This is a genomic window from Pseudomonas sp. GW821-FHT03C07 (assembly GCF_059420925.1).
Window position 1 is genome coordinate 17,242 of sequence record NZ_JBWKUQ010000034.1, and the last position, 22,649, is coordinate 39,890.

At 58.1% G+C, this 22,649-nt stretch carries 16 protein-coding genes and 3 pseudogenes; 8 read left to right on the plus strand and 11 right to left on the minus strand.

From position 1 onward, the window contains the following. The first annotated feature begins 125 nt into the window (after positions 1-125). Complete coding sequence (locus AC07VG_RS32950) at positions 126-1,043, plus strand: LysR family transcriptional regulator (RefSeq protein WP_495022516.1); 918 nt, start codon at positions 126-128, stop codon at positions 1,041-1,043. A 50-nt stretch (positions 1,044-1,093) separates the two neighbouring features. Here the strand turns inward: AC07VG_RS32950 and AC07VG_RS32955 are convergent, their stop codons facing one another. Then, a complete protein-coding gene (locus AC07VG_RS32955; RefSeq protein WP_495022517.1) occupies positions 1,094-2,002 on the minus strand; it encodes an alpha/beta fold hydrolase in 909 nt (302 codons plus the stop codon). A gap of 591 nt (positions 2,003-2,593) precedes the next feature. On the opposite strand from AC07VG_RS32955, the pseudogene AC07VG_RS32960 reads away from it, so the two are divergent. The 3 genes and pseudogenes from AC07VG_RS32960 (at position 2,594) to ctpM (ending at position 7,261) form a co-directional block, all read left to right on the plus strand. Then, positions 2,594-3,997: pseudogene (locus tag AC07VG_RS32960) on the plus strand (OprD family porin). 165 nt (positions 3,998-4,162) lie between these two features. Further along, entirely contained in the window at positions 4,163-5,458 is a 1,296-nt protein-coding gene (locus tag AC07VG_RS32965) for an MFS transporter (RefSeq protein ID WP_495022518.1), read from the plus strand. Between the two features lie 123 nt (positions 5,459-5,581). Next, positions 5,582-7,261 (plus strand): methyl-accepting chemotaxis protein CtpM, encoded by a 1,680-nt coding sequence (gene ctpM, locus AC07VG_RS32970; protein WP_495022519.1) that lies wholly within the window; start codon positions 5,582-5,584, stop codon positions 7,259-7,261. A gap of 23 nt (positions 7,262-7,284) precedes the next feature. Here ctpM and AC07VG_RS32975 read toward each other — a convergent pair. Then, positions 7,285-7,404: pseudogene (locus AC07VG_RS32975) on the minus strand (LacI family transcriptional regulator); the annotation flags it as partial. A 406-nt stretch (positions 7,405-7,810) separates the two neighbouring features. Between AC07VG_RS32975 and AC07VG_RS32980 the strand changes: the two are divergent. Next, positions 7,811-8,008: pseudogene (locus AC07VG_RS32980) on the plus strand (hypothetical protein); the annotation flags it as partial. Positions 8,009-8,055: 47 nt separating this feature from the next. After that, a complete protein-coding gene (locus AC07VG_RS32985) occupies positions 8,056-8,982 on the plus strand; it encodes a sugar ABC transporter substrate-binding protein (protein WP_495022520.1) in 927 nt (308 codons plus the stop codon). Here the strand turns inward: AC07VG_RS32985 and AC07VG_RS32990 are convergent. Genes AC07VG_RS32990 through AC07VG_RS33010 form a run of 5 tightly spaced genes read right to left on the minus strand, consistent with a single transcriptional unit; the run spans position 8,972 to position 15,745 of the window. Beyond that, positions 8,972-9,232 (minus strand): TetR/AcrR family transcriptional regulator, encoded by a 261-nt coding sequence (locus AC07VG_RS32990; protein ID WP_495022521.1) that lies wholly within the window; start codon positions 9,230-9,232, stop codon positions 8,972-8,974. The two genes, AC07VG_RS32985 and AC07VG_RS32990, sit on opposite strands and share 11 nt — an antisense overlap. A gap of 1 nt (position 9,233) precedes the next feature. After that, a complete protein-coding gene (locus AC07VG_RS32995; protein WP_495022522.1) occupies positions 9,234-9,932 on the minus strand; it encodes a pentapeptide repeat-containing protein in 699 nt (232 codons plus the stop codon). Between the two features lie 42 nt (positions 9,933-9,974). Further along, positions 9,975-11,414 (minus strand): efflux transporter outer membrane subunit, encoded by a 1,440-nt coding sequence (locus AC07VG_RS33000; RefSeq protein WP_495022523.1) that lies wholly within the window; start codon positions 11,412-11,414, stop codon positions 9,975-9,977. A 5-nt stretch (positions 11,415-11,419) separates the two neighbouring features. Continuing rightward, positions 11,420-14,566 carry a multidrug efflux RND transporter permease subunit gene (locus AC07VG_RS33005; RefSeq protein WP_495022524.1) on the minus strand — a complete coding sequence of 1,049 codons (3,147 nt, stop codon included), beginning with the start codon at positions 14,564-14,566 and terminating at the stop codon, positions 11,420-11,422. A gap of 24 nt (positions 14,567-14,590) precedes the next feature. After that, positions 14,591-15,745, minus strand: a complete 1,155-nt coding sequence (locus AC07VG_RS33010) for an efflux RND transporter periplasmic adaptor subunit (protein ID WP_495022525.1) — start codon at positions 15,743-15,745, stop codon at positions 14,591-14,593. A gap of 178 nt (positions 15,746-15,923) precedes the next feature. Here AC07VG_RS33010 and AC07VG_RS33015 point away from each other — a divergent pair, with 178 nt between their 5' ends. After that, positions 15,924-16,478, plus strand: a complete 555-nt coding sequence (locus AC07VG_RS33015) for a TetR/AcrR family transcriptional regulator (RefSeq protein ID WP_495022526.1) — start codon at positions 15,924-15,926, stop codon at positions 16,476-16,478. A gap of 167 nt (positions 16,479-16,645) precedes the next feature. On the opposite strand, the gene AC07VG_RS33020 is transcribed toward AC07VG_RS33015, so the two are convergent. The 4 genes from AC07VG_RS33020 to AC07VG_RS33035 form a co-directional block, all read right to left on the minus strand. After that, entirely contained in the window at positions 16,646-17,668 is a 1,023-nt protein-coding gene (locus AC07VG_RS33020) for a transketolase family protein (RefSeq protein ID WP_495001931.1), read from the minus strand. Continuing rightward, positions 17,661-18,512 carry a transketolase gene (locus AC07VG_RS33025; RefSeq protein ID WP_495022527.1) on the minus strand — a complete coding sequence of 284 codons (852 nt, stop codon included), beginning with the start codon at positions 18,510-18,512 and terminating at the stop codon, positions 17,661-17,663. Before AC07VG_RS33025 ends, AC07VG_RS33020 begins: the two co-directional genes overlap by 8 nt. Positions 18,513-18,529: 17 nt before the next feature. Beyond that, positions 18,530-19,828, minus strand: coding sequence for an MFS transporter (locus tag AC07VG_RS33030; protein ID WP_495022530.1), 1,299 nt, complete (start codon positions 19,826-19,828; stop codon positions 18,530-18,532). Positions 19,829-19,928: 100 nt separating this feature from the next. Beyond that, on the minus strand, positions 19,929-20,678 hold the full coding sequence (locus AC07VG_RS33035) for an SDR family NAD(P)-dependent oxidoreductase (RefSeq protein ID WP_495022528.1): 750 nt from the start codon (positions 20,676-20,678) through the stop codon (positions 19,929-19,931). Positions 20,679-20,876: 198 nt separating this feature from the next. On the opposite strand from AC07VG_RS33035, the gene AC07VG_RS33040 reads away from it, so the two are divergent. Next, complete coding sequence (locus tag AC07VG_RS33040; RefSeq protein WP_495022529.1) at positions 20,877-21,791, plus strand: LysR substrate-binding domain-containing protein; 915 nt, start codon at positions 20,877-20,879, stop codon at positions 21,789-21,791. Positions 21,792-22,649: the final 858 nt, after the last annotated feature.

Consider the following 22,649-nt stretch of genomic DNA (forward strand, 5'->3'; position numbering starts at 1 on the left):
TTCTTCATTGTTGTTCTCCTATTTGTGTTCAGCATAGAGAACCCTAAAAAACTAGACAAAAACCTTTTATTGATAGCAATCTATGCTTTAAAAGCATGGGGTTCAGGGTCGTGGATATTCGAGAGTTGCGCACGTTCGTTCAGGTGGCACATGCGGGCAGCTTCAGTCGGGCAGCGCGCGATCTGTATATCGCCCAGCCGGCACTTAGCCGTCAGATCGCCAAGCTTGAAGACCAGCTCAATGTCACGTTGCTGACCCGTCATGGTCGAGGTGTCGAGTTGACGGCTGCTGGTGCGCGGCTGTTGGAGCGCGCTGAAATGATGCTCCACTACCTGCAGGAAACCACCGATCACGTGCGCAACAGTGCACAGGAGGAACGCGGGCATCTGGCAATCGGCCTTCCCCCGGCAATCGGCGCTGTGATCGGCCCGCAACTGATCAGGAGCTTCCGCGAGCTGTGGCCCAAGGCCTCGTTGCATGTCCGTGAAGGGCTCAGCAGCTCTCTGCAGGAGTGGATACTGGATGGGCGGGTGGACCTGGCAGTGGTCTACAACCAGCCGCTGCTTGAAGCCTTTGAAGTGCGACCGCTGTTCAGCGAGCCCATGGTGGTAGTCGGCCCCGTCGGCGAGCCGGCCCGTGCGTTTCGTATCCATGAATTGGCGGATCTTCCGTTGATCATGCCGAGCCTGCCGCACAGTAACCGACGGTTGGTCGAACAGGCTGCTGTGCAGAGTGGCGTCAGGCTTAAAATTGAAGTGGAAGTGGACAGCGTGGATCTGACTAAGCGCCTGGTTCAGGCAGGGCTGGGCTACTCGATCCTGGCCAACGCGGCGGTGCAGGATGAAATCGCACAGAAAAAGTTGGTCGCCCATTCCATCGAGCGTCCTGCCATTCGTTCCACTGTGACCTTGACGACGCTGCGTGAGCGTCGCACCAGCCGGCTGGCCGCCAGCTGGGAGACGCTGTTGATCACCCACCTGAAGTTTCTGGTGACTCAGGGGGCCTGGAAGGATGCGGCTGTCTGGCTGGCTCCTGAGGAGTGATCAGGGGAACCGCTCGACCTCTATCGTCGACCTTGCCAGTCGCTGATTGCTCAGCCTCCTTTCACCTGGCCGGTGACGGGTGTGTTGGCGTACACACGCTTTGCAAACTCGGCAATGGCGTCTGCCATTTCTCGCGGCCGTTCGGGTGCCATGGCGTGTCCTGCTCCCGTTAGAGTCTGGGCCTCGACCCGATCACCCAGCATCGACTTCAGGATGTTGGGTATAACCACTGCGTCATTGCTGCCCTGAAGGTCGAGGATCGGTACGGTGGAGCCCGCCGACCAATACAGGTCGATGGGTGTTGCATCGCGTGCCTGTGCCTCTGCTTTGTGTGTGGCCTCGTACCAGCCGGTCAGCCAGGGATGAGGGTCATTACCGGGGGCGAAAAAGGCTTGCTGCAGATACTTCAAACGCTGTGCTTCGGGCAGAGCGTAATTACCCGAGCCGGTGATGGCCTCAACCATCCTGCCATAGGGCTTTTCCGAAAAACCTGGGGGTAGCTTCCCTACCGAGGCCGCCGCCATTACCACTCCTTTGACCAGGTCAGGGCGATCCACGGCAAGCACGCGTGCAGGCTGGCTGCCCCAGGCATGACCGACCACGATGGCCGGGCCGGTTTTTTCGTGGTCCATCAACAGGGCGACATCGGCCGCAAAGTCATGGAGCGTCAGATTGTTCAACGGGCCTTGACTGCCGTTCACGCCCCGTGGCTCTGGACGCAATACCCGGAATCCTTCCTTGGCCAGGTAGCCTGCGACTTCATCGTAATCCTGTGCTCCGCGTCCCAGGGACGGCAGGATGACAATGGCCTTGCCTGCACCCTGTTCGTAAGCTTCTATCTGGATAGCTCCTTGGTTGACCGTTATTCGGTTGACAGGTGGTGACGCCTCCGTCGCGAACAAGGGGGTGCTGAGGCAGGCAGTGAGTGCCAGCAGGAGTCGAGTCTGTTTTGCTTTCATGGGCGGTCCTTATTGTTTTTGTGTAACACGCGATACGCAGATAGCGATCGCAGTTTCAGGACAGCCTGCGGCGGATGACAAATACCGTGTCAACATGGACATCCATGCTTGGTCGGCATCATCGGAAAGGATGATTGAGAGGGCTTGACACGCCTCAGGGTATGCTCCGCTGGCATGAGTACGTATGGTCTAAAGGTCTTGGCCGGGAGGAACGGTGCTTGCATCTGCTGGCTGCGTTGAATCTCAAGAAAAATAATAACGGACGACTCATGACCATAATGACCAGCCCACAGGCCCCCCTCTCAATTCGGCTTTGCCGCCGGTATTTTCTACATCGATTACTGCCTGTTCGAAGTTTCCAGCAAACATGAATCGTTTGCTTATGTCGACTTGAACACGTGTTTCGACTTTCCCAAGTATCAAGGCTTCCTTATTTGATTCGTCTGCAGCGGGAGAGTGTTGCCCGCTGTTTGCCTGTGTCGAAGCCCTGTGTTTGACGCCTGCTTTCGCGGTTGTCTGCCTGCTCGTTGTTGCTCATCAGACTTATTCAGTTTCAGCACAATAAAAATAGTAATAACTGGAGGTCGTACTTTGAAACAATCCACACTGGCACTGGCTGTGATAGCCGCTGCACTGGCTCAACAATCGATTGCTGCCGGTTTTATTGAAGACAGCAAGGCCACTCTGGGGCTGCGTAACTTCTACATCAACAACGATAACCGTGATTCAGATGCGGGTACCCCGAAGGTCAAGGCCGGTGGTGTCCAGAGCTACCAAGCCGAGTGGGGTCAAGGTTTCGAGCTGCGCTTCACGTCTGGTTTTACCCAGGGCACCGTTGGTTTAGGCGTTGACGCCATCGGTCTATTGGGCGTCAAGTTGGACTCTAGCGAAGCCAAGCACGGTAACCCGACCGGCGCACTCTCTGGCGGTAACGTCTTCCCAACCCAAGGTAACGAAGCGGTTGACGATTTCGCCAGTCTAGGACTGACTGCCAAAGCCAAGGTTTCGCAAACCGAACTACGTTTCGGCACCTTGATGCCTAAAAACCCGGTGATTGTCACCAACGACACCCGTCTAGTTACTCAGACCTTCCAGGGCGGCCAAATCCAGTCGAACGATATCAAGGATCTGACCCTGACCGCGGGCCAGATCGAGCATGCCAAAGGGCGTAACTCCACCGACGAAAAGGGCTTGTCTATTGCGGGTGCCAACGGTGGTTCCAACTACGACAAGGCCACGCTCAGCAACAAGTTCTACTATGCGGGTGCCGACTACAAGTTCACCAAGGATCTGATCGCTTCGTACTACTTCGGCGAGCTGAAAGATTTCTACCAGTAAAACTTCCTGGGGCTGGTGCACAACTGGTCTATCGGTCCAGGCGTACTGAAAAGTGACCTGCGCTACTATCGTAGCCGAGATGATGGCGCTAACCGCTCTGAACCGGATTACTTCACCAGCGGTTACTACCCGGGCAACACCAGCCTGTCCACGCTGACCAAAGGAAAGGTGGACAACAACTTGTACAGCGGCCTGTTTTTATACTCGGTTGAAGGTCACACCTTCGGTGGTGGCTATCAGTACAGTAACGGCGAAAGTGATTTTCCGTGGTTGAACCAGGGGGACGGAGCGTCTACCAGCACCATCAACGATTTACAGATCCAGAAATTTCTCCGCGCCGGTGAGCGTTCCTGGCAGGGTCGTTACGCGTACGACTTCGCTACGCTGGGTATTCCGGGGCTGACCGCTGGCGTCATCTACGTGCGTGGCAACAACGTCGACACTGTCGGCAAGGTCGGAGTGGCCCAGACCTCTCTGCTGGGCACCGGCACCAGTGAGTGGGAGCGGGACATCAACGTGTCTTATGTGATTCAGCAAGGCGCGCTGAAAAATCTGGGCTTCACCTGGATAAATGCCATGTGGCGCAACGACATTCCAGGTCAGCGTGATCAGGACGAAAACCGTCTGATCGTCAGCTACTCACTACCGCTGTTTTAAGGCTTTTCTGCCGTTGCGTGACTTGTCGTATCTGGTCGCTTGCTCGACATGGGTATCCATGCCTGACCGGCATGGATACGTATGGTCTAAAGGTCTTGGCCGGGGGGAACAGTGCTGGCATATGCTCGGCCGCGTCGAATCTCAAAAAATAATAACGGAAGACTCATGACAACAATGACCAGCCCGCAGGACCGCCTGTGCAGCGACGTGGAGTCGAGTGCTTGCCGCAAGGCGGCAATACGATTGATCCCACTGTTGGCCATCGCCTATTTCGTCAACTACCTGGATCGCACTAACATCGGTTTTGCCGCCCTGACGATGAATCAGGATTTGGGCTTGAGTGCCTCTCAGTTCGGTTTTGCCGCCGGCATTTTCTACATCGGTTACTGCCTGTTCGAAGTGCCCAGCAACCTGGCGCTGTATCGGTTCGGGGCGCGCCGTTGGATGGCGCGGATCATGATCACCTGGGGGCTTTGCGCGGCCGCCACGGCGTTTGCCCAAGGGCCGATCAGCTATGCCGTGATTCGTCTGCTGGCCGGTATCGCGGAGGCGGGCTTCTTTCCCGGCGTTATCTTTTTCCTGTCGCTGTGGTTCCCTGCTCATTACCGCACCCGGATGATGGCCTGGTTTCTGTTTGCGATTCCCATGTCGTCCGTTTTGGGCGGGCCCTTATCGGTGGCCATGCTGGCAATGGATGGCTGGCTGAACGTGGCTGGGTGGCAATGGCTTCTGGTGCTGCAAGGCTTGCCGGCTTGTGTCCTGGGTGTGCTGTGTTTGAAAGTCCTGTCCGACCGTCCCTCTGAGGCTCAATGGCTCACCCCGCAAGAGCGGATTGTGTTGCAGGCAGCGCTCGATGCCGAGCATCAGCAGCGCAGCAGTCTGAACTTTCGCCAGTCGCTCAAGGACGTGCGCGTCTGGCTATTGGCGGCCATCCTGTTCAGTTACATCATCGGCATATTGGGCATCGGCGTCTGGTTGCCGCAGATCCTGAAAAGTCACGACTTGAGCACGATGCAGATTGGCTTCGTCTCCTCCGTTCCTTATCTGGTGGCCAGCATCGCCATGTTGCTTTGGGCCAAGGTGTTGGCACGCAAGCGGCGCTATATCAAACATTTAGCCATTACCTGCGGGGTCGGCGCCGCAGGGTTCCTTTTTTCGGTTATCTACAGTGATTTACTGCCGGCCTTGATTGGTCTGACCGTCGCTCTGATCGGGCTGAGTTCGGTGCGCACCTGTTTTTACAGCATTCCTGCCACTTTCCTGAGTAAGGAGGCGGCCGCCGGCGGCATTGCCTTTATCAATGCGGTTGGCAGCCTCGGCGGCCTGGTGGGACCTTATGGTGTCGGCTGGCTGAAGGACGTTACCCATTCCTTCAATGCCGGCCTGTTGGGCATGGCGGGCATGTTGTGTCTGGCCACTGTGTTGACCTGCATCTTGCGGGTCATCGTCAAAGAGACTTGACGACGAAATAGCGAACCTTTTGACCTGCGTGACTACCCCAGGATGACAGGGGGAGCTATCGCTTTTGATCCGACCTGTCTTTAACGATCTATCACCCTAACGAAAACAAAGAGTGAGTGTCCTATGCGCCTAAGTCTGAAGGCTAAAGTCCTGTCCATCGCGGTGTTACCGGTTTTACTGTTTGCGCTGGTGATCAGTCTGACGACAGTTCTGATGCTCCAGCAGCAGGCGAAAAAAGAGGTCGAAGAGACTCGGCAACGCCTTCTTGGAGACGCCAGGTTGACATTGAAGAGTTACGTCGAAGTGGCTCTTACCACGATCAAACCGCTGTACGACGCTGCCACCTCGGGTGACCAGGCCGCTCGCGCCGAGGTGATCAAACTGCTGTCAAACATCACTTATGGCCAGGACGGTTACTTTTTCGGTTTCGACTCCGAGACCATTCGCTTGTTCAAAGGCAACAACCCGGACGGTGTGGGCAAAAGCTTCAAGGACAACCACGACGCCAACGGCGTGTACGTCAACCGTGAGCTGGTGAGAGCTGCCAAAGACGGCAGTCATTATGTGGAGTACGACGCCGCACAGCCGGGCAGCGATGTGCGGGTACCGAAATTGGGCTACAGCGAGTACTTGCCTAAATGGGACATGATTATTGGCTCGTCGGTCAATATCGACGGTATCGATGCCCAGGTGGCAGTGGTTGACGCCGAGGTACACGAGCGTATGCAGGACGTGCTGCTGAGCATTCTGGGCGTCGCGGTCGTGCTGCTGGTGGTGATTGCGGCTGTGGGCATGCTGATGGCCAATAACATGCTGCGGCCACTGAACCTGATGAAAGCCAATCTGGATGACATTGCGGCGGGCGAGGGTGATCTGACCCGCCGTCTGGTGATCACCAGCCAGGATGAGCTGGGCGAACTGGCAGGTTCGTTCAATCGCTTTGTCGACAAGATCCATGGCCTGGTTCGTCAGATCACAGAGATGACCACGCAACTGACCGGACTGGTGGGTCAGGTGTCCGATCAGGCTCAGCGCTCGGATCAGGCCATGGAGCGTCAGCGCCATGAGACCGATCAAGTGGCCACCGCCATCAATGAGATGTCCTCGGCGGCGCAGGAAGTGGCTCGCAGTGCCCAGAGCGCTGCGTTGGCTGCCCAGCAGACCGACGAAGAGGGTCAGACCGCCAAGCGGGTGGTGGACGGCAGCATCCGGCAGATTCATGCCCTGGTCAGCGATATCCGCACCAGCGGTACTTCACTGGACAGTTTGCAGAAGGATGTTTCGTCAATTGTCAGCGTACTGGATGTGATCCGCTCAATCGCCGAGCAGACTAACCTGCTGGCGCTCAACGCGGCCATCGAAGCCGCCCGGGCCGGTGAGGCCGGGCGTGGTTTCGCGGTGGTGGCCGACGAGGTTCGGGCGCTGGCCAGCCGAACCCAGCAGAGTACCCAGGAAATCCAGGGCATGATCGATCGTTTGCAGCAGGGGACGAGTAAGGCGGTGGAAGCCATGCGCCGCTCCAGCGATGCCGGTGACGGTACGTCGGCTCAGGCCAATGAGGCTGGTGTCTCGTTGGACACCATGGCGCAACTGATCGGTACCATCAATTCGATGAACGCACAGATTGCCAGCGCCGCGGAAGAACAAACGGCCGTGGCTGAGGAGATCAACCGCAGTGTGCAACAAATCGCGGTGGCGGTAGACAGTGTGGCCGATGAGACTCAACTGGGCGCCCAGACCTCTCGCAGCCTGGCGGGCCTCGGACAGCGGTTGGGCCTGCTGGTGGGGCAGTTCCGGATTTGATGCAGCCATTTGAAAAAGGCCAATCAGCTTCGAGCGTTCTCTGATGTGATGATCAGCAGCGGCACATGGATTCGCTGGCGAAACGGATCGAAGTCCGGGCGGATTTGCAGTTCTACCATCAGTTCGATCAGTGCCTGTGCCAAGCGCCAGCCATGGTGCGTCTCACCTCGTGATTGTCCTGGTTGCCCTAGAAAGCCTGGTCAGTGCCAAGTAGAAAAATGCCGAAACGGTAGCTGGGACGTCGTTCGCGGATGCGCTGGCGTGCTTCAGGAGCGCCTTGATAGAAAACCATCAAGCGCTAGAGGAACCGGATGATAGCTTGATAGGGAATGAGTGCAAGGGATTGAGGAGCACTTCCCTGCGCCCTATATTTTCCTACGGTGATGTGATCCCACATCCAGGCAAACGCCTGAAATCACCCTGCTTGCGGAGAATAAGAAGATGCCCGAACCAAGCGCGACCTTTGCCCGTGCCTCCCGGCCTGCACCCGTGACTATCGCCTGACCGGCCTCAAGGCTGCCCGCGCAGTGGAAATTTGCCCAGCATTGACCTTGGCTGGCGCTTTTTCTGGGTGGGTGGCGCTATGGGATCGAGGATTGGCTGAAACGGTCGGACACCCCAGCCAGCTTGTCCTTTACCTGTGAGCTGGGGTCACCGCCTTATGCCGTGACGGACGCCGATGGCCTGGAGATCAGTAACCGCTGGGACGAGGCGTTGCTCGAAGCCGGAATCTTTATTGACCGCTGATCTTTTTGATGACGCACCAATACCTACAATAAAAAGGAGTTTTAAATATGCATATCAAGTCTCGCGTGCTGGCTTCTGCGATGTTGCTTCTGATGAGTACCTCTGTGCTGGCTGAACTCAAGATCGGTGTAAGTATGCCGACATTTGATGATACTTATCTTACGGCCTTGCGAAATTATTTAAGCAGTCGGGCCCAAAAGGAAGGGGTAGATCTACAGTTTGAAGATGCACGGAATGACGTGGTCAAACAATTAAACCAGGTTCAGAGCTTCATTAGCCAGAAAGTCGATGCCGTCATAGTCAATCCGGTGGATACCGGTGCCACGGACGCCATTACTGAATCGGCCGTCAAAGCAGGAATTCCTTTGATTTACCTTAACCGGAGACCCGATAAGCCTAAGCTGCCTGACGGCGTAGTAACGGTGACCTCTGATGACAAGGAGTCTGGGAGAATGCAAGCGCAATTCTTGGTTCAGAAGCTGGAAGGCAAAGGTCGAGTGGCCATTTTGTTGGGGGACTTGGCCAACAATGCGACTCACAGTCGTACGGCTGGTTTTAAGGAGGTCCTTGCCAAGTATCCGAATATTAATGTAGTCGAGGAACAGAGCGGTTCCTGGCTCCGTGAAAAAGGTATGGATATTACAAATAATTGGTTGGTGGCCGGTAAAAAAATTGACGCGATTTTATCAAATAACGATGAAATGGCGATTGGGGCGGCTATGGCACTACGTCAATCAGGCATAAAGGAAGTTTTTGTTGGAGGGGTTGACGGTACTTCCGACGGGTTGGCCGCGATTCAACGAGGCCTTATGACGGTATCCGTATTCCAGGATGCTAGAGGTCAATCAGAAGGTGCTCTGGAGGCTGCCATAAAAATGATTGATAAAAAAGCAGTTGAACGAAGTGTGTTTATTCCCTATCGCCTTATCACAGCCGAGAATGTTGTGGAATTTCAACGGCTAACTAATAACTAGAATTGTCCATTGACTGGATAGGGTTTCGAAGGTCTTGGAGTGCAAGTTTGTCGGCATCGCGCAGGATGTCCAGCATGATTTCCTGCTTGTTGCCGAAGTACTTGAAGACCTCGGACACCAAGACCCCGGTCTGGTTGGCGATCTGTTCTTTGGTGTTTTGGAAACCCTGACGCTCGAACAATTCGATCGCCGCCTGACTGTGGGTTGCCAGCGGCTCAATTCCTATGAGCAATGTAAACGACAGAGCCACGCTACAACACTGTCAGGCCTAAACCTGATAGCAGCATCGCCGCCTGGCTTTTGGAGATAATCGCGCCCTTGAACATCTTCGCATCGACAAGGCGCAGTCCATCCAGACTCGCCTCCCGCAAATCAGCCTGGTCAAAGCGAGCATTATTGACCCGAGCCAGCGACAAGCTTCCCCCCTCAAGAAAGACGGCATGACGAAAGTCGCAGTAACTCAGATCGGCGTCGGCAAAGTCGAGGCCTCGCAGTTGCGATTTGTAGAATGAAAGGCCGGACAGGCAGGCGCTGCGCAGCACGCAGTCGGAAAAACTTAAACCCAGGGTTGAGGTGTCAATGAAATTGGCGCCCGTCAGCTTGCAGCCGTCAAAGGAGGCGTGAGCCAGCTTGCTGTGCTGCCACTGGGTATTGTTCAGATCGGAACTGATGAACTTGGCGTCTACCAAGGTTGCCGAGCGAAACATTGCTTGCGCTGCTCGGCAATTCAGCCACTCGGTATTATCGAGCTTTGCCGCGGTCAGATTGCTGCCTGAGAAGAGACAGCGCTCGAAGCGTGCGCCTTGCAGATTGACCCGCGACAGATCCTGACCGCTGAAGTCGACGCCGGTGAACCAGAGGGGCAAGGACTGCCCCTGGATCAACTCCGCTAGAGAAGTTGCGTCGAGCTCGCCGGGACCGATCTTCAGATAATCACTTTCAGTGTGCATTGACCCTCCTGGGGGTGGTTGACGATAAGTGGCCGGGCTCAGTTATTGATTGCGATTTTCGGCTGCATCAGCTCGCCATCCACCGCCCAGGCTTTTGAACAGGCTGGTCAGTGCGATCTGCCGTTCGGTGCTGACCTGGATCAGCGTGGATTGATCGCTGAAGGCACTGCGCTGGGCATCCAGGTAGCGCAGATGGGTATCCACTCCCCCTTCGTAGCGGGCCTTGGCTAGTTTCAGTGCCTCTTGGCTGGAATCGGCCAGTGCCTGGCGGGCGACTTCCTCGCGGCGCAGCGTGTCGGTGGCGGCGAGGCTGTCGGCGACCTCGCGGAAAGCGTTCTGGATAGTGCCTTCGTAGTTGGCCACTGCCGAATCCTTGCGCACCTTGGCCAGGTCCAGACCGGCGCGGTTACGCCCGCCGGCGAAGATCGGCAGTGACAGGCTCGGGGCAAAGGTCCAGGCATTCGAGCCGCCGTCGAACAGGCCGGACAACTCCTTGCTGGAACTACCGAACGAGCCGGTCAGTGACAGGCGCGGGAAGAACGCCGCCCTGGCAGCACCGATGTCGGCATTGCGCGCCCTGAGTCGGTGTTCGCTGGCGAGGATATCCGGGCGCCGTTCGATCAGCGTCGACGAGGTGCCGGGTTCAATGTCCTGCACCACCAACAGCTCATCCTGCGGTCTGGCGGGAAGGTAACTCGCTGCATCCTGGGTCCCGATCAACAGTTGCAGGGCATGCCCGGCCTGGCGCAGCTCTCGATCGGTGCTCTCCAGTTCGGCCCGGGCCTGTTCGGTCAGCCCCAGGGCCTCTTGATAATCCAGTGCAGTGGCGGTGCCGGCCTTGCGTCGCTGGGTCACCAGTTCCAGCGAGGCCATGCGCGTCTCCAGGGTCTGTCGGGTAAGTGCCAGGCGCCGTTGTGCGCCGTCACGGGTCAAGTAGGCCTGGGTGACTTCGGCCACCAGGGCGATCTGTGTGCCGCGTGTAGCTTCTGCGGTCGCGAGGTACTGTTCCAGCGCCGCGTCGGACAGGTTGCGCACTCGACCGAACAGATCGAGCTCGAACTCGCTCATCCCGAGGCCGACCTGGTAGGTGCTGTTGACCTGCGGATTGTCTGTGGTGGAAAGATCACCGGGCAGGCGCTGGCGATTGCCGCTGGCGGTGGCGTTGAGTGACGGCACGCGGTCGGCGCGCTGGATCCGGTATTGGGCGCGCGCGGCGTCGATGTACAGCAGCGCCTGGCGCAGACTGCGGTTATTGTCCAGGGCGGCAGCCACCAGCCGGCGCAGCTGCGGGTCGATAATAAAGGCTTGCCAGTTCAAGGCATCGGCATCGACGACGGCGGTGCCGGGTTTTTGCTGTGACGCGTCGCTCCATTGCATAGCCACCGGCGATGCGGGCCGATGGTAGTCGGGGGCCAGCGAGCAGCCCCCCAGCACGACACTCAGTGTCGCTACGGTGGACCAACGGAGGTTATTCGAGTGCATGGGGGTTACTCCGTGGTCCGGGACGTAGCCTGGATTTCGCCATAGGCTGATGGTTGAGGTTTGCGTTGCAGCCAAGACAGCACCCAGACGAAGAACACCGGCACAAAGATCACCCCCAACAGGGTGGCGCTGAGCATGCCGCCAATCACCCCGGTGCCAATGGCCCGCTGACTGGCAGCGCCGGCTCCGGTGGCCAGGGTCAGCGGCACGACGCCGAGGATGAAGGCCATGGAGGTCATCACGATGGGGCGAAAGCGCAGGCGTGCAGCCTGAATAGCCGCCTCGCGTACGGGCACGCCTTGCTCCCACAGTTCTTTGGCGAACTCGACAATCAGGATCGCGTTTTTCGCCGCCAGGCCGATGATGGTGATCAGGCCGACCTTGAAATAGACGTCATTGGGCATGCCGGCGGCAGTCACGGCCAGCACGGCGCCCAGCGCACCTATCGGTACGATCAGCATCACCGTCAACGGGATGGCCCAACTCTCATAGAGCGCGACCAGCAACAGAAACACCACCAGGAAGGCCAGGGCGAAGACCGTCAAGGCCTGGCCGCTGGCGACTTTCTCCTGATAGGACAGGCCGGTCCATTCGTAACCTATGCCGGGTGGAAGTTCGGCGGCCAGGCGTTCCAGTTCGACCATGGCTTCGCCGGTGCTGACGCCGTGCGCCGCATCCCCGGCGATCTTGATGGCCGGGTAGCCGTTGTAGCGGGCGATCTGTACCGCGCCTTCCTCCCAACGGGTAGAAACAAACGCGCTCAGCGGCACCAAGGCGTTGCTGTCGTTGGGGACATACAGCGTGAGCACGCTTTCGGGTGTCATGCGGGCGGCCTGTTCGGCTTGCACCACCACGCGTTGCAGGCGGCCGGCATTGGCGAAGTCATTGATCACCGTGGAGCCGAACGCCGTTGACAGAGCGTTGTTGATCGAATCGAAACTCACCCCTAGCGCTCGGGCCTTCTCCCGATCGATATCCAGGCGCAGCTGCGGTGCTTCAGCCAGACCTTCCATCAGCGTGTAGAGAATCTTCGGATTGCCGTTGGCCTTGCCCAGCAACTGGTCACGCGCTGCCAACAGGGCTTCTCGGCCAAATCCAGCGCGGTCTTGCAGGCGCAGGGCGAAGCCGCCGGAAGTGCCCATGCCCTCAATCGGCGGCGGGCTCACGGCCATGACGGTGCCGTCATTCAGGCTGGCAAACCGTTGGTTGAAGGCTGCCGCCTCGTCCGCCGCTGACTGCCCCTTGCCGCGCTCCGACCAATCTTTCAACGTCGGGAAGGCGATGCCGGCGTTTTCGCCCTGGCCGGAAAAACTGAAACCCAGCAACATGGTCATCGAGGCTGTGGTGTCCCGGGACATCATGTAGCGTTCCAGTTCTCGGGCCGTCTGGTCAGTGCGGTTACGGGTGGCCCCAGGAGGGAGCTGGACATCGATAATCAGGTAACCCTGGTCCTCGACGGGGACGAAAGACTCGGGCAGGCGCAGGTAGAAAAAGCCCAGCAGGGCGACGATGCCCGCATAGATCAACATGTAGCGCCCGGTGCGTTTGACCAGCGTGGTGTTGAGCCGCTCATAGCGCTGCGTGAGGCGATTGAAGCCACGGTTGAACGCGCCGAAGAAACCGCGTTTTTCGTGATGCCCGGCCGGGACGGGTTTGAGCAGAGTGGCGCACAGCGCCGGGGTGAAGGTGAGGGCCAGGAAACCCGAAAACAGAATGGACACTGCCAGCGATAATGAAAACTGCTGATAGATCACACCTACCGACCCGGACATAAAGGCCAGCGGCATGAACACTGCCGACAGGACCAGGGTGATGCCGACGATGGCACCCGACACCTGGCCCATCGCCTTGACGGTTGCCGCCGCGGGGCTGAGTCCTTCCTCGGCCATGATCCGCTCGACGTTCTCCACGACCACGATGGCGTCGTCCACCAGGATGCCGATGGCCAGCACCATGCCGAACATGGTCATCATGTTCACCGAGAAACCCAGCAGGTACATGAAGGTCAGGGTACCCATCAGGCAGACCGGCACCACGATGCCGGGAATCAGCGTGTAGCGGATATTCTGCAGAAACAGGAACATCACCAGGAACACCAGGGCCATGGCTTCGATCAGGGTGTAGATCACCTTGTCGATGGCCACGTCGACGAAGCGCGAGGTGTCGTAGGGAACGGAGAACTCGGCATCGCTGGGCAGGTTGACTGAGAGTTCGTTCAGGCGTTGCTTGATCGCCGCCACCGTTGCAATGGCATTGGCGCCGGGGGCAAGTTGCACTGCGGCGGCAACTGCAGGCTTGCCGTTGAGGCGCGACTCGAAGTTGTAGCTTTGACTGCCCACGGCGATACGCGCGACGTCGGCCAGGCGCACAGTCGAGCCGTCTTCTTTAGCCCGCAGGACGATACGGCCGAACTCCTCCGGGTTGTCCAATGTGCCCTTGACCGCCAGGGTCGCGGTCAGCTCCTGCTGCGACGAGCCAGGCGTGCTACCGAAACTGCCAGCCGGTACCTGCACGTTCTGCGTGCGGATCGCTGCATTCACATCGTCGATGGACAGCCCATAACCGATCAGCTTCTGCGGATCGATCCAGACCCGCATGGCGGCTTCCGCGGCGAAAAACTGCAGCCGGCCGACACCCTTGACTCGACTGATTTCATTGTTGACGTTGCGCGCGGCGTAGTCGGCGAGGGCCACGGTGTCTTTGCCTGCGCTGTCGCCTTTGTAACTCAGGGTGTAAATCATCAGGAAGCCGGAACTGGCTTGCTCGACCTGCAGGCCCAGATCGAGCACCGCTTGGGGCAGACGGGCCTCGGCTTTCTTGATCCGGTTCTGGACGTCGACCTGGGCCAGCGGTGGGCTGGTCCCGGGCTCGAAGGTCACGACGATCTCGCCGGTACCGTTGGAGTTGCTGGTGGACTCGTAATAGAGCAGGCCCTTGGCGCCATTGAGTTCTTCCTCGATGACGCTGGTGACCGAATCCACCAGGACTTTCGCCGAGGCGCCCGGGTAGTTGGCGGTAATGGTGATCTGCGGTGGCGCGACGATCGGGTACTGGGCCACCGGCAGCAAGGGGATGACCAACAAGCCGGCGAGCATGATGAACAACGCGACGACCCAGGCAAAATTCGGCCGTCGGATAAAGAACTGAGACATGTTGTTTCCTCGAGCGCTACGCCCTTACTGGACCTTGGCCTGTTGGGTGGTCAGCGATTTGGGAATGACTTTGTCACCAGGATTGATGCCGTTCATTGCGCCGGTGATGATCTGGTCGCCCACGGCCAACCCCTTGGTGATCTGCCAGCGTGAGTCCTGCATGGCGCCGGTGTTCACCGGTTGGGCTTCGACTGTCTGGTCTTGGCCGATGACCAGCACTCGCGCCTGACCATCCGCGGAGCGCTGTACGGCGCGTTGCGGTATCAGGATGGCAGCCTTGTCGAGGCCTTGCGGAGCACTGACGCGCACGTACATGCCCGGCAGCAGCACTGCTCCCGGGTTGGCGAAGCGCCCGCGCAGCGAGATCTGGCCGGTGGCGCGGTCCACGGCGATATCGGAGAACAGCAGCTCGCCCTGGCTCTGGTGCTCTGAGCCTTCGACATTCAGAGCCAACGGGGTTTCAGTATTGCCGGCCAGGCGTCCCTGTTCGATGGCGGCGCGCATGCGCAATGCATCGGCCGCGGGCTGGGTGAAGTCGACGTAGATCGGGTCCAGTTGCTGGATGCGCGCCATCATGGTTGCGTCGCCTTGACCGACCAATGCACCCTCGGTGACCAGGGCTCGGCCGATGCGCCCGGCGATAGGGGCTTTGACCGTGGAGTAGCTCAGATTCAGCTTGGCGGTCTCGATATCGGCCTGGGCCGAGCGCTTGGCTGCCAGGGCGCTTTGCAGGGCCGCTTTGGCGGTATCGAAGTCTTGCTGGCTTACCGCCTCGATCTTGACCAACGGTTCGTAACGCTTGACCGTCGCCTGGGCCTGGAACAGCGCCGCATCGGTCTTGGCCAGCTCGCCCTGAGCCCGCGACAGTGCGGCCTTGAACGGCGCCGGGTCGATCTGAAACAGCAGATCACCGGCTTTGACATCCGCGCCTTCCTCGAAATGCCGAGCCAGCACGATGCCCGCTACCCGTGCTCGCACTTCAGCAACGCGCACCGGCTCTACACGTCCCGGCAATTGTGCGATCAGGGTCAGTGGTTCGCTGCTAACTGTCATGGCTTCGACTTCACGCGGCCCCCCGGGTCCGCCCCAACCCTGCGGCGGCTGTTCACAACCTGCCAGGCTCAATGCGGCCAATAAAGGGAGTACCGGAACCACTTGCCATCTGCGCGACGTACTCATCTTTCACCTGGGCCAGGCCCGTTAGCTGCTAAAGATGCGAATGATTGTTTGTTTTGTCAAATGAGTCAATATTGACTCATTTGGTTCTTTTGTGAGCAGCTTCGTCGTTGTGCTTGAGAAGCTGGGCTATTTCTGGACAATGGCCCGCACGTCATTCTGATAATCGAAGAAACGCCTAATGGATTTATCCGCAGCGAACGAGAAACTGTTGAAGGCCCTGGCGATTGCCATGGTCGATCACCCGGCAGGGACGTTCAAAGACATCGCCGAAGCCGCAGGCGTGAGCAAAGCCACGTTGAATCGCTTCTGTGGCACGCGTAACAATCTCATTGAGATGCTGTTCAATTACGGCTCTATTGTGATCAATCAGGTCATGGATAATGCGAACCTGCAGGAGGCACCGCCGCTTGAGGCCCTCCAGCGCCTGATCGAAAACCATTTGGCCCATCGTGAACTACTGACTTTCCTGGCCTTCCAGTGGCGGCCTGATTCGCTGGATGAACGCGCAGGCGGCAGTCGCTGGAAGCCTTATTCGGACGCGCTGGACAATTTCTTCCTGCGCGGTCAGCACGAAGGGGTGTTTCGAATCGACATCAGTGCCCAGCTGTTGACGGAGATGTTTGCCTCGATCATTTACGGATTTGTCGATGCAGAACGGCGTGGGCGGGTTGCCCGGGTGGGTATGGCGACGCAGGTTATGCAATTTTTTCTGCAGGGCGCTACCAGCCGTTAAAGGCTTGGCCTCGGAACCGATGCTGCGGTGTCGATGCTCGCGGGGCAGGGGACTTGCACGCATATGAATAGCGACCGCTGTCTCCATAGGCCGCTATCTGGGCGCAGATTCAGGTTTTCAAACCGTTCGATTGAGTCTGATGTTGTGGGTGCTGCTGGTGTCTGCGGTCAAAGCCAGGCTTTGATTTGGGCGCTGACAGCCTGAGTCGAAATGCCGTAGCGATCATGCAGTGTCGGTAATGCACCCGCATCCAGAAACGCATCGGGCAAGGCGATTTGCCTGAAGGTTGGTGTCACCCCATTGCGCAGTAATACCCCGGCAACGGCTTCACCTAGCCCACCGATAATGGAGTGGTTCTCTGCGGTCACTACCAATCGACCGGTCTTTCTCGCTTCGGCAAGAATGGTCTGTTCATCCAGTGGTTTGATTGTCGGCACGTGCAACACGGCGACATCAATTCCGTCGGCCTGCAGCTGTTTGGCCGCTTCCAGTGCGCGCATCGTCATCAAACCCGTGGAGATGATCAAAACATCGTTGCCGGTGCGAAGGGTCTTGGCCTTGCCGATCTCGAATTTGTAGCCGTATTCATCCAGCACCAGCGGCACGTTCCCGCGTAACAGGCGCATGTAAACCGGCCCTTGGTGCGCTGCGATGGCGGGCACTGCCTGTTCGATTTCCAGCGCGTCGCACGGATCGACGATCATCAGGTTGGGCATGGCGCGGAAGATCGCCAGGTCGTCCGTGGCCTGATGGCTCGGGCCGTAGCCGGTGGTGAGACCAGGCAAACCACAGACGATTTTGACGTTGAGGTTTTCCTCGGCAATCGCCATGCAGATGAAGTCGTAGGCGCGACGGGAGGCGAAAACCGCGTAGGTTGTGGCGAAGGGAACGAAGCCCTCCCGAGCCATACCCGCTGCCGCACTCATCAGCAGTTGCTCGGCCATGCCCATTTGATAGAAGCGATCTGGATGCGCCTTGGCGAAGATGTGCAGGTCGGTGTACTTGGACAAGTCGGCGGACATGCCGACGATATCCGGACGCTGATCCGCCAGCGCGGCTAACGCATGTCCAAAAGGCGCGGATTTCGTGGCTTGGCCTTCAGAGGCAATCGACGCGATCATCGCCGAGGTGGTCAGGCGTTTTTTGGCCGGTTCGCCAGTAGAAGTCGGAGTGTTTGCGGCGTTACTCATTGTTTTTTCCTTCTTCAAGGTTGCTCAGTGCCAGATCCCATTCGTGTTCTTCCACGCGGATGAAATGTGTCTTTTCGCGGGTTTCCAGAAACGGCACGCCCTTGCCCATGCGGGTATCGCAGATGATGACCCGTGGTTGGGTTCCAGGATGGCTGCGCGCGGCGTCGAATGCGACGACCAGTGCATCCAGATCATTGCCATCGACCCGCTGGGTGAACCAGCCAAACGCCTGCCACCGATCAACGATCGGTTCGAACGACAGGATTTCACTTGAGTAGCCATCGGCTTGCTGATTGTTGACGTCGACAATGGCAATCAGGTTGTCGAGCTTCCAATGCGACGCCGACATCACGGCTTCCCAGGTCGAGCCTTCATTCAGCTCGCCGTCCGACAACAGGTTGTAGACGAAGGAGGGTGAGCCTTTGCGTTTGAGGCCCAGACAGGCGCCTACAGCGATCCCCAAACCCTGGCCCAGTGAGCCCCCCGTGATCTCCATCCCGGGGGTGTAGGTGGCCATGCCCGACATGGGCAGGCGGCTGTCATCCGATCCGTAGGTTTCCAGTTCTTCCAGCGGAATGATTTCGGCTTCGATCAATGCCGCATACAGCGCAATCGCGTAGTGACCGATGGACAGATAAAAGCGATCTCTGCCTTCCCATTCCGGGTCTTCTGGTCGATAGCGCAGGGCGTGGAAATAGGACACCGCCAGCAGATCGGCAGCGCCGAGTGCCTGGCCGACATAGCCCTGTCCCTGAACCTGGCCCATTCGCAGCGCGTGGCGACGAATGTTGTGGGCGCGGTCCACGAGGTCTGTAGAGCCGGGGTGTGATGTGTTAGTCGTCATGCGTGAACTCCTTTAACTTAACGGTTGACCAAGGCAGCGGGGACGCGCAGCACTAACAAGGCGCCGCCGACCAGTACGCCAGTGATCAGATACATGCCAATGGCGCTGGAACCAGTCACGGTGGTGACCCAGCCGATCAGATAAGGCGAGCAGAAGCCTGCGAGGTTGGCGAAGCTGTTGACGGCCGCGATGCCTGCGGCAGCGGATACGCCACCCAGCAACGTGGTGGGTAGCATCCAGAACAGCGACGTGGCGGACAGAATTCCGGAAGCGGCCAGGCAAAGGCTGAGAATGGAGAGCGTCACATTTCCCCCCATTAGAGCCGCCAGGCTCAGCCCGATAGCACCTGCGATCATCGGTACAATGAGATGCCAACGGCGCTCGCGATGTTTGTCACCACTGCGTCCGGCATACAGCATGGCCACAATCGCGCAGAGGTAGGGCAGGCTGGTCAGCAGGCCGATTTTCAGCGGATCGGAAACCCCTGCGTTACGCACCAGGGTCGGCAGCCAGAAGGTGATTGCGTATTGCCCCATCACCACGCAGAAGTAGATGGCGGCGAGCAACCAGAGACGCCGATCACGGATGAATGCACCAGGGGAGGCGTGGGTAACCTTCTTGCCCTCATCCTCGGCCAGCTCCCGGCTGATGAGTGCTTTCTCTTCGTCGTCGAGCCAGGTGGCTTGATGCACGCCGTCTTTGAGGTAGCTCAGCACCAGCAATCCGACCACGACAGTGGGAACGGCTTCCAGGGCAAACATCCACTGCCATCCAGCCCAGCCATGCATACCGGCGAAATGGTTCATGATCCAGCCGGAGAGGGGCCCGCCCACCATCCCGGAGAGCGGAATGGCGATAAACCACAGCACGGTCATACGGGCGCGACGGTAGGACGGAAACCAGTAGGTCAGATACAGCAACAGCCCCGGCGCCAGGCCAGCTTCGGCAATGCCGAGCAGAAAGCGCAGTACATAGAACTGCCAGGCGGTCTCGACGAAGGCGAACAGGGCAGACACGATGCCCCAGGTGATCATGATGCGGGCGATCCAGATGCGCGCACCGACCTTGTGCAGAATGATGTTGCTCGGTACTTCGCAGAGGAAGTAACCAATGAAGAACATGCCCGCGCCCAGTCCGTAGACCGTTTCGCTGAGCGACAGATCGTTCATCATCTGCAACTTCGCAAAGCCGACGTTGACCCGATCAAGGTAAGCGCACAGGTAGCACAGCATCAGAAAAGGCATCAAGCGCCACGCGGTTTTACGGTAGGCGTTGGAGCGCACGGTAGAAACCGCTTCGAGCGACAGGGTTGTCATGATGGTCTGATCTCTTGTTTTTATTGATCGCCAGGTCATAAGGCCCGGCTGCATCGTCGATCCAGAACCGCACGGGCCGCGCAGGCCCGCCCAGGTGTACTCAGTGAATCAGCATGCCGCCGTTCACATCCAAGGTGATGCCGGTCAGGTAGGAGGATAGGTCGCTGGCCAGAAACAGCGCCGCATTCGCCACATCCTGGGCTTCACCCAGGCGGCCCAAGGGAATACCGTCGATGATTGCGTGGCGGCGTTCGTCCTGCATGAGGCCTCCGGTGATGTCGGTATGGATCAAGCCCGGCGCGATGGAGTTGACGCGGACCTTGTCGGGCCCCAGTTCACGTGCCATGGCCTTCGCCAAGCCGAGTACGCCCGCCTTGGCGGCGCTGTAGTGAGGGCCGCCAAAAATGCCGCCGCCCCGTTGAGCGGAAACCGAGGACATGCACACGATGCTGCCGCGAGATTGTTGACGCATGATCGGAATCACCGCCTGCGACATGAGCAAGGTACCGCGCAGACTGACGTCCAGCACTTTGTCGTAATCGGAAGGGCGGATGTCCAGGGTCTTGAGCGGCTGAGTGATACCCGCATTATTGACGAGAATGTCGATGCGCCCGAACTGCTTGATGATTTTGGCGACGGCTTGCTGAACTTGCGATTCGTCAGCGACGTTGGCTGCGAGCCCGAGATGGCCTTCGCCCAGGGAAGCTGCGGCATCACGTGCGGCGGATTCATCCAGATCCAGGATCACGACGCGGGCGCCGTGCTGGGCGAAAGTGATCGCTGTTGCGCGGCCAATGCCACGTGCTGACGCTGCGCCGGTGATGATCGCGACCTTGCCTTGAAGAAGCATGGGAGGGTACCTCTGATTGTTGTTATTGGGTCGACCCGAAACGAATCGATGGCTCAGCTTGTTCCCCAGGGTGACCTTGAGCAATAACGCGAATCTCACTGGGTGCTGAAAAATATTCAGCACTCGCCAACGACCTGTTCCGATGTTTGAATAGCTGCACGCCCGGCCCAAGCCACTTGCAGCGGAATAACAATAATCATGAGTTCACCTGGCGATGTACCTTCAATCCTGCCACCCCTGAAAGCCATTCAGGCCTTTGAGCAGACGGCTCGCTTTGGCAATGTGGCTCGCGCGGCTGAACTGCTCGACCTGACACCCTCGGCGGTAAGCCACCAGTTGGCCAAACTGGAGGCGATGATCGGTCGGCCGTTGTTTCTCAGAACAGCCAGAGGCGTGACGCTGACGCCGGTGGGCGAGCAATACCTCACTGAGGTTTCCGGCATCCTGCACAGTCTCGCCGTGGCGACCGAGCGCGCCGCCAGTGATGTCAGCCTTGATTGTCTGCGATTGCACTCGTCGCCCAGTTTTGGCCTGTTATGGCTGATGCCGCGTCTGGAGCAGTTTCGCCAAAGCCATCCCGATATTCAGCTCAACCTCTCGTGTTCCTACGAATCACTGCACTTCAGTCGAGACAAGATCGATGTCGACATCCGCCATGGGATGCCCAATTGGCCGAGCTTCGAAGTGCGAACGATACGTGATGAAAAAATTGCGGTGATGGCGTCCCCGAAACTGTTGGAAAAGCACCCGATCCGAATGGTCGCGGATCTGCTGGACAGCAATCTGATCCTTTCGGAGGCCACGCTGATCAAGTGGCCACAGCTGTTTGCACAACATGGCTTGTCACGTCCAGAAAAACCCTATTCTCTAAGCTTCGACCGGTCTTACATGACATTGGAGGCTGCCAGCCACGGGCTTGGCTTTGCTTTGGAAAGCACATTGCTGGCGCAGGATTATCTTGCGCGCGGTGCTTTGGTAGAGGTAGCACCGGAGCTGAGCGCTTCGATTACTGCACACCATTTGGTTTTCCCAAGGGCCCACTCAAACTTTCCTAGGGTCAGACGATTCCTGGAATGGATGCAGAAAGAGTTGGGGCATGATTTCAGTTACTGACTGTCAGTTAGGTGCGGGGAGCTCCGATACCATGGTCATCAAGAGTCCATAGACGGCGAGGCCGCTTTTGCGGCATTCGATATTTGGAGTGGTGTTCGATCGGGCGATGTCGTTTTTGAATCGCCACGATAAACGAGAGAACACATCTGATCGACGCACCTCCGACCATCGCGGCAATCCTGTGGAAAATGATACCTACGGCCTGATAGCTGCTTCTCCACGTGGCTGTAGAAAGCACTCGGTAGCGCGACTCGGACTTATGTTCTTCTCGTTCTTGACATGCCCTCCGAACAAGTCCAAAAATGAGTCCATTCCCACTGAGGGGATATTAAAAAACCTTTATATTTCAATGGGTAGGACGCCAGATGCGAGTCTCGTTTCCCGCTCCAAATACACAAAAACGCCACTCAATAGAGTGGCGTTTTTGTTTGTGCGTTTTTCAGCCGATTATCTTTTTTCCTGAAAGCGGTTATCAGACAATTCGCTTTCCATCGACTGAAGTTTCCTAGAAAATTCTTTCGCCTTGCGCTTGCCGAAACCGGTCTCTAGTCTTCGTCCATCGCTGCAAAATCAGCGGTCGGGCGTGAGAACCCGTGTTCAGTAAGCGCATCAGTGCCAGCCTCGTTATGGATGTCATTTCGTCCGTGACCGTTCCATGGTGGCTGTGCGTAGGCAGACTTCGGTCTGGCCGGTTGCCTACTGTCCGGTATTCTCACCCTGCGTACAGCTGCCACCCTTTGCCGCGTGAGAACGGCAAACGATGGCTCCTCAATCATGTACATGTAATTGGATGGACTCGCCCAAGCCGAGGCGTCTGTAGCGCCACGGTGGCATTCTAATGAAGCCAACGACAGCGAG